Origin of the sequence: Flectobacillus sp. (genome assembly GCF_049240685.1) — a bacterium.
Taxonomy (GTDB): domain Bacteria; phylum Bacteroidota; class Bacteroidia; order Cytophagales; family Spirosomataceae; genus Flectobacillus.
Genome location: NZ_JBMLSD010000113.1, coordinates 1 through 7,486, shown reverse-complemented (window position 1 = coordinate 7,486; position 7,486 = coordinate 1). Strand labels below are relative to the sequence as shown.

The following is a 7,486-nucleotide window of genomic DNA, read 5'->3' as shown; positions in this document are numbered from 1 at the left end:
GCTCAAAGCTGAAAGCCGTAAGCTAAATAAAAAAGGATTATAAAGAACTTTTGCCGAATGCCTACGGCTTACAGCCTAAACAGTGTTAAATTGCTTTTAGTAAGAAAAGATATGTTTTTGTTGAAGGCTCAAAGCTGAAAGCCGTAAGCTAAATAAAAAAGGATTATAAAGAACTTTTGCCGAATGCCTACGGCTTACAGCCTAAAGCTTAAAGCAAGTAAAATTACTTATCTATAAAAGAGTGTTTATTTATCAAAATTAAACTAACGCTTCTTGTTTTGGGTTATCTAGTTAGGTCTTCAGACATAATTATCGATGTACATTCGTCTTTGACGATTTAAACCGTTCTGCTAATTTTTAGCTTCATAACTCTTATTTGGCACTATGAGAACCCCAATATTGACTCCTATTGTCAGAACACTTATCGTTCTTAACGTGGTAGTGTTTATTGTACAATCCATTAACCATCAATATGACAACCAGATAATTTCATTGTTTGGCTTGTATTATTTTGAATCCGAAAAGTTCAACCCCATTCAGCTGGTAAGCTACATGTTTGTTCATAGTAGCTCAAGACACTTAATCAGCAATATGTTAGGTTTGTTCTTTATAGGCCCCATGCTAGAGAGATTTTGGGGAGAAAAACGCTTTTTAGTATTTTATATGCTCACAGGTATCGGAGCAGGTTTACTATATATGGGTGTCAAATATTTTGACTATGCCTCCTTGATTGATGCTACAAAAGCCTATGTGCTACATCCAGATCTTGAAATGTTCAAAAAGTTTCTTGCTGAGTTTTATCCAAATGGTCTCCCAGGTATGGCAACTGAGTATATTCCGAGTTCAGGGCGAATAAATGTACAAGATTCTGTCATTATAGCTGAAGAAAGCCTAAGAGCAGTATTGAACACCCCCACTATCGGAGCTTCAGGAGCAGTGTTTGGTGTAATGGCTGGCTTTGGGATGCTATTCCCTAATACGGAGCTCACTCTTTTTCCAATTCCTATTCCTATCAAAGCCAAATATTTAGTAGCTTTATATGCATTATTTGAGTACTACAGCGGTATTCATAAAACTCCAGGTGATAACATTGCCCATTTTGCTCACCTCGGAGGTATGCTAATTGCTTTTATTATCATAAAAATTTGGGGAAAAAGTCGCAACAATTTCTATTAACAATACGATTAATAAATCATCGAGCAACAATTAGAAATTTTGACTCGTTATTGATAAATTACAACACAAATGATACAGCTATCTTCACGAAAGTGTAGACCATTGATATTAGTAATTTAATACGCAGAATAAAATTTAAGTTTTGAGCTTTCGACTTTGGGCATTCTACAAAAATATATCTTTCGTTACTAAAAAACATTGTAACACGTTTTGCCTTGTACCTGTTGCCTATGGTCTAGTACCCAAACACAACTTAAATCTTGTTTAGCACTATTACTTAAAAGTATAGAAAAATTATTTTTAAATAAATTTGCACACAATTTAACTGACCCATATATAAATAAGTATAGGTTTTGAAAAGATTATCACAATGAGTGGGATTTTGGATGATTTTAAAGATGCTTTCGCCAAGCGAAATAATGGATTAGTACAGCTAATTTGGCTGAATGTGGCCGTGTATGTCTTAACCTTACTTTTGTTTGTAACATTCACGGTTGTTTTTAAAGGAGGAGAGCTTTACTACAAAATGCTTTCGTACGTAAATCTATCTCCTGACCTTTCAATCTTGGTATTTAGACCTTGGACAATCTTTACGAATGTATTCATTCATAGTATCAATCCAATTATGCATATATTCCCCAATATGCTGATATTGTATTGGTTTGGTAGTATTCTTCAAGAATATTTAGGTAGCCAGCGACTGATAAGTGTATATATTTGGGGTGCTTTGATTAGTGCTCTTTTAGCCATTGCAGTATATAATCTTGTACCATTTTATATAAATCGTATTCCAGAAACGACTATCATTGGCTCTTCTGGTAGTGTCATGGCAGTAGCTTTTGCCACTGCAACCTTGGTGCCAGATCACACGGTCTATTTATTCTTGATAGGCCCAGTTAGAATCAAATATATTGCTTTTTTTATGTTTATTCTTTCTTTGGCAGGGTCGATAGGCGCCAATGCCGCAGGAGGTGTCATTCATATTGGAGGAGCGTTGTCGGGGTATTTGTGCATCAATCAGCTAAAGGCTGGAAGAGACTGGAGTGTTCCGATTGAGGCAATAGTAAATTTCTGGAATAATTTATTTAAAAAACGTTCGCAAGCAAAAATACGCGTGGCATACCGTCAAAAAGAAGCAAGCTACAGTAGTTCAACGACAGGGCATTCGGGTTTTCCAGACGAGGAAGAAGTAGACGAAATCCTTGATAAAATCTCGCGCTCGGGATATGAAAGCCTCACTAAAGAGGAAAAACAAAAACTATTTAAGGCTTCTCAAAAATAAGAAAAAAGCGATTGCAAATGAGCAACAAAAAGGGGGTGTGTCAGAATACACACATCCCCTTTTTTATTTGCCCAAAATAATTGCGTAAATTGCACAAAATTTGGGCATATCAGTAATCCAACTTTTCAGTATAGAATTTTCAAAACAATTTAGATACTCTCTTGTTTATACTTCAAACGATAGATGAATCTATTGCTCAATTGATAAGTACAAAGCAACAAACTAGTAGAAATTATCTACTTATAGACCAATCAAAAACATGCAAATTACACCAGGCAAAATACTAGCTCAAATCAACTCCCCCGAGGATTTGAGAAAACGTGACCGCTCGGAATTGTTGCAAATTTGCGACGAACTACGTCAGTATATCATCGATAACGTATCGGTATATGGTGGCCACTTTGGCGCATCTCTTGGTGTTGTCGAATTATCAGTTGCTCTTCATTACGTATTTAATACCCCCGACGACCAATTAATTTGGGATGTTGGTCATCAGGCGTATGGACATAAAATTTTAACGGGTCGTAGAGATACATTCCATACCAATCGCTTGTATGGCGGTATATCTGGCTTTCCTAAACGAAAAGAGAGTTCTTACGATGCTTTTGGCGTTGGACACTCCTCTACTTCTATTTCGGCAGCATTAGGAATGGCCGTTGCTTCAAAATACAAAGGCGAAAACCACCGACAGCACATCGCAGTCATTGGTGATGGTTCGATGACAGCTGGAATGGCCTTTGAAGCAATGAATCATGCCGGAGATATTCCAAACAATATGCTCATTGTGTTGAATGACAATTGCATGGCCATCGACCCAAACGTCGGAGCATTGAAGGAATACTTAACTGATATTACAACCTCACATACCTACAATAGAGTAAAAGACGAGGTTTGGAATTTGTTAGGCAAAATGTCTAATTTCGGAAAATCAGCACAAGAGATTGTTTCTAAAATTGAGAATGGACTAAAAGCTACTATCCTTAAACAAAGCAATTTATTTGAATCTTTAAATCTTCGTTACTTTGGTCCTATTGATGGTCACGATGTCGAATACCTTACCACAGTTTTGAATGACTTAAAAGATATTCCTGGCCCGAAGATTCTTCACTGTATAACAACCAAAGGTAAAGGTTACGCTTTGGCCGAAAAAGATCAAACCTTGTGGCATGCCCCAGGTAAGTTTGATAAAATTACTGGTGAAATCAAAAAGAAAGTTTACGCTACTCCTCAGCCTCCAAAATACCAAGATGTATTTGGTCATACCATCGTTGAGCTTGCAGAGCAAAATCCTAAGATTATGGGTGTTACTCCTGCCATGCCTTCGGGTAGCTCGCTCAATATCATGATGAAAGCTATGCCACATCGTGCTTTTGACGTAGGTATTGCCGAACAACACGCCGTTACATTTTCGGCAGGGATGGCTACGCAAGGACTAACCGTATTTTGTAATATTTATTCTACATTCATGCAAAGAGCTTTCGACCAAGTGGTGCATGATGTAGCAATTCAGGAATTACCCGTTATTTTTTGCTTAGACAGGGCGGGCTTTGCAGGAGCCGATGGCCCAACCCACCATGGTGCTTATGATATTGCATATATGCGTTGTATTCCGAATATGATTGTTTTTTCTCCAATGAATGAACAAGAACTTCGCAATATTATGTATACCACTTCCTTGGATGAGTTTAAAGAATTAAAGCAAGCTATTTCTATTCGCTACCCTCGTGGCGAAGGTGTGATGCCTCATTGGAAAACACCATTCGAGAAGATGGAAATTGGAAAGGGTAGAAAAGTAAAGGATGGTGAGAAGGTTGCCATTCTAACCTTAGGGCATATCGGAAACTATGCTGTAAAAGCATGCGAGGAGCTAGCTATTGAAGGTATTAATCCTGCGCATTATGATATGCGTTTCGTAAAACCTTTGGATGAAGTTATGCTCCATGAAATTTTCCAAAACTTTGAGAAAGTTATCACAGTAGAAGATGGATGTTTGCAAGGAGGGTTTGGTTCGGCGGTTGCAGAATTTATGCTTGATCATGATTACTCGTCACAAATCAAGCGACTTGGAATACCCGATAGAATCGTAGAGCATGGCGAACAATTAGAACTACACAAAGAATGTGGTTTTGACCCAGAGGGTATAGCACAAGCCGTCAGAGAAATATTAGGTCGTGAAAAGGCTACTCATTCCAACAATATCGTCACTATCACGATGAATTAAAAGATTTTATCTTCTTCAAAGGCGAGAGTTTTCTCGCCTTTTTTATTATCTATACTTTGATAAATCGAGCTATCTTTGTAGGTTTGATATCTAAGACACTCTATTCCTTTACTACAACTATGCAAATCAATCGACTAAGCTATTAATTTCTCTTTTAAAATGATTCGTTGGATACTACTGATTTTGGTTGTTTTCTCTTCGCAGTTCGCATTTTCTCAAAAAGAAATCGTGATTAATAACCCTAATCAAGCCCTTTCTATAGGAGGTAATGTGGAAATTCTTGAAGACCCCAAAGGCATTTACTCATTATATGATGTATTAAAACGCCCCGACGTTGACGCTCGTTTTATTAAAAGTCTTCAAGCTAGCCCTAATTTCGGTATTACAAAATCAGTAATTTGGTCACGGTTTACGGTAGTAAATAAATCTGGTCAACGCCTATATCTAGAAATAGGCGAGCCTGTTCTGGATAGTATTACGATTTACCGTGTAGATCAAGGAACAATTACTCACAAAAAGCTAGGCGTTTATCAACACAAAACCAACAGAGATATTCAAACCAATCTATATTTAGTTGATTTGGAGCTTAATTCTGACCAAAAATGTACCTATTACATTCGTATACAAAACACCCTACCACTCTTGTTTCCTTTGAGAGTAGCTCCATTGAAGGTATTTTTTGAGGACAACCACCCCAAAGACCTCATGCAGGGCATCTACTTGGGGATTATGTTGGTAATGGCTATTTTCAACTTTTTTATATTCTGGACAGTACGAAGTAAGGAATATTTATATTACGTTATGTATGTATTGGCTTTTGCAGGTTTTTTCTCCTTCAATAAAGGTATTGGACATGAATATTTATGGCCAAATGCCTTGTGGTTCAATCATTTTACCTCTGTATTTATTTCGGCAGTGATTGGGTTTGGGCTGCTGTTTGCTGAAAGCTTTTTAGACGCCAATAAGTATATTCCTTCTTCTTATAAGACTGTCCGTATATTACTTTCTGCAATTGTGTTCTTTTTAGTAGCCAACTGGCTAGGTGCTGGTGCAATGAGCACACAAATTTTACATAGCATTGCGTTTTTAGCGGTAATTTATATCTTATTTTTGGCAATTTATATATGGATTCAGGGTTCGCAAGCAGCCTTGTTTTTCTTAGTTGCTTGGGCGGTAATGTTGGTAAGTGCCCTTATATTTATTCTACAACTTTCTAATGTTTTACAAAGTGACAACTTTACGAGAAATGCCCTACAGGTAGGTTCGGCTTTGGAAGTTGTACTACTATCATTTGCCTTAGCTTATCGAATCAACTATTATCGTTTAGAGAAAGAAAAGTATCAAGCAGAAGTAATCCAACAGCTTCGAGAGAATGAACAAATTAGAAGTCGCATCGCACGTGACTTACACGACGATATTGGGAGTACTTTGAGTAGCATCGGAATACTAAGCCAAGTTGTTGAATACCAGATAGATAAAAATCCTCTATCTGTAAAAGAGCTGGTTCAGCGTATCAATGAAAGTTCTCAAAAAGTACAACGTTCATTAAGTGACATCGTCTGGACAACCAGACAGACGAGTAATAGTTTTGGCGAAGTATTAGTCAAAATGAAAGAATTTGCAGCGGAAGTATTTGAACCAAAGAATATTAATTATCATTTCCAAACCGAAAATTTACCTGATATCCAGCTATCGGCCAACAAGCAATATAACCTCTATTTGATCTTCAAAGAGGCAATCAATAATATTGTTAAATATGCTGAAGCGACAGAGGTAAACATAGAAATCAGTTTCGAGAATTCTGAGCTACGTTTATTCGTCAAAGACAATGGGATAGGCTTTGATGAAAGTCTCATCAAAGCAGGTAATGGTTTAGGAAATATGCGCAAACGAGCCGAAAGTCTTGGAGGAAGTATTACTATACTTTCTAGGGTAGGAAAAGGTAGTTTTATCGAGCTCAAAGTATTGATAAAGCAATCTTAAGTTGATAGACAAAAATGCATGATTTTGTTAGAAATACGCAAAATAAAAATTAATCCTTGAGCTTTCAGCGCTGGGTATTCGGCAAAAATATATGTATCGTTACTAAAAAATATTTCCACACTTCTTGCCTTGTGTCTTCAACACAAAACTTAAATCTAATTTTTCAGGTAAGTAAAAAGACGTTATTAGTTAGCAGTATATCAGTTATTGTAATACAATCATAATCATAAGGTTCTAGTCAACTTTTACTTTTAAGATAATATTAATTTAATCTTTCCTGCTACTTAAGTTATCGTGCAAAATTATATTTAAGTTTTGTATTTTAGGGACAAGGCAACAGGCACAAGGCAAAGAGTGTTACAATGTTTTTAACGACCACGGACAAGCATTTTCCCAAAAGCCCACCGCCGAAAGCCGATACCTGAAAGCTTAAAGCACAATCTTAAACTTTATTTTGCGTACTAACTTAATAGGCTGTAAACTAAAGCAAAAAAGGAGTTTTTTATTAAATAATAAAGACCTTTTGCCTAACGCCTGGTACTTAAATTTAATTTTGTGCAATAACCTCTACCATAATCAGTCTTTCTATCAGTAAATAGAGATTGAAGAGTAATTTGTTACGGTGCCTGCATTTTAAAGACCCCTCCTTTATCCAAACTTTACTTGTAAGTATAAACACTTACAAAGATGCTGGATTTACTAGGGGAAAAGGCTACTTCTATAAAGTTTCGGTACTAGATTCACAAAACCAAGCAAGCATTCTTATCAGCGAAGTTGGAATAAGTTGGCAGTAGCTAATCAGGGCTTATCGTAAATATGAAGAA

At 36.6% G+C, this 7,486-nt stretch carries 4 protein-coding genes; all 4 read left to right on the top strand.

Annotation, left to right across the window (positions count from 1 at the left end):
• The first annotated feature begins 384 nt into the window (after positions 1-384).
• Positions 385-1,176: a rhomboid family intramembrane serine protease gene (locus ACOVQ4_RS04980; RefSeq protein WP_421819553.1), complete on the top strand. Its 792-nt coding sequence runs from the start codon at positions 385-387 to the stop codon at positions 1,174-1,176.
• 370 nt (positions 1,177-1,546) lie between these two features.
• Positions 1,547-2,458: a rhomboid family intramembrane serine protease gene (locus tag ACOVQ4_RS04975; RefSeq protein WP_421819552.1), complete on the top strand. Its 912-nt coding sequence runs from the start codon at positions 1,547-1,549 to the stop codon at positions 2,456-2,458.
• A 259-nt stretch (positions 2,459-2,717) separates the two neighbouring features.
• A complete protein-coding gene (gene dxs / locus ACOVQ4_RS04970) occupies positions 2,718-4,679 on the top strand; it encodes a 1-deoxy-D-xylulose-5-phosphate synthase (protein WP_421819551.1) in 1,962 nt (653 codons plus the stop codon).
• Between the two features lie 159 nt (positions 4,680-4,838).
• Entirely contained in the window at positions 4,839-6,662 is a 1,824-nt protein-coding gene (locus ACOVQ4_RS04965; protein ID WP_421819550.1) for a sensor histidine kinase, read from the top strand.
• Positions 6,663-7,486: the final 824 nt, after the last annotated feature.

Bases quoted from the DNA above. Each gene is read 5' to 3' on its own strand.
- ACOVQ4_RS04965 (WP_421819550.1), top strand. From the start codon at position 4,839: ATGATTCGTTGGATACTACTGATTTTGGTTGTTTTCTCTTCGCAGTTC.
- dxs (WP_421819551.1), top strand. From the start codon at position 2,718: ATGCAAATTACACCAGGCAAAATACTAGCTCAAATCAACTCCCCCGAG.
- ACOVQ4_RS04980 (WP_421819553.1), top strand. From the start codon at position 385: ATGAGAACCCCAATATTGACTCCTATTGTCAGAACACTTATCGTTCTT.
- ACOVQ4_RS04975 (WP_421819552.1), top strand. From the start codon at position 1,547: ATGAGTGGGATTTTGGATGATTTTAAAGATGCTTTCGCCAAGCGAAAT.